Annotated in this window: 1 protein-coding gene; it reads right to left on the reverse strand. The window is 67.7% G+C overall.

Annotation, left to right across the window (positions count from 1 at the left end):
• Nucleotides 1-998 (reverse strand): IS630 family transposase (locus F6X51_RS27610; protein WP_191970315.1); only part of this gene is annotated, 998 nt, incomplete at its 3' end.
• Nucleotides 999-1,007: the final 9 nt, after the last annotated feature.

Genomic DNA, 1,007 nt, shown 5'->3' on the forward strand with positions numbered 1-1,007 from the left:
TTGGTCCAGACGAAGGGCCTGGGCCTTCGGTTGTGCTCGGCGATGTAGCGATTGATGGCGGCCTGCAGGTCAACGATGCCGGTGAAGGTGCCGCGCTGCAGACGGCGGCGGGTGAGAGCGGAGAAGAAGCCCTCGACCGCGTTGAGCCACGAGGCCGAAGTCGGCGTGAAGTGGAAGGTCCACCGGGAATGGCGGGCGAGCCAGGCACGGACTTTCGGGTGCTTGTGAGCCGCATAGTTGTCCAGGATCACGTGGACGGACTTGCCGGGCGGCACGGCCGCTTCGACCGCGTTGAGGAAGCGGAGGAACTCACCGTGGCGGTGACGCTGCATGCAGCGACCGAGCACGGTGCCTTCCAAGACGTTGAGGGCCGCGAACAGGGTCGTGGTGCCGTGGCGGACATAGTCGTGGGTCTGGGCAGCGGGATGACCTGGCCCGAGCGGCTGGGCGGGGCGGGTGCGCTCCAGAGCCTGGATCTGAGATTTCTCGTCGATCGATAGCACCACCGCGTGCGCGGGCGGGTCCATGTACAGGCCAACCACGTCCTCAACCTTCTCGACGAAGGCCGGATCGTGCGAGCGCTTGAAGGTCCGCACGCGATGCGGTTGTAAGCGATGCGCCTGCCAGATTCGTTGGACGGAGCGCAGAGAGATCCCGATCTGCGCGGCAACCGCGCGCCCGGTCCAGTGGGTGACCTCACCGACCGGCTCCGAACAGGTCAGCGCGAGCACCTCCGCCACGATGCGCGTGGGATGAGGCGGTGTGCCGGGCGGCCGGGTTTTATCGCGCAGCAGGCCGTCGACGCCTTCCTCGCCGTAGCGCTGCTGCCAGCGCCAGACTGCGGGCCGACTGACGCCAGCCTGGCGGGCCACGTCCTGCACGCTCAGGCGCTCGGCCGAGAGCAGGACGATGCAGGCCCGCAGGATGTGCTTGAGCGGGCGGGATCGATCCCCGGCGATCCCGGCCAGCTGTGATTTGGCGGCATCATCGAGGAGCACACAGACGGT

Source organism: Methylobacterium planeticum, assembly GCF_008806345.1.
Taxonomy (GTDB): Bacteria; Pseudomonadota; Alphaproteobacteria; order Rhizobiales; family Beijerinckiaceae; genus Methylobacterium; species Methylobacterium planeticum.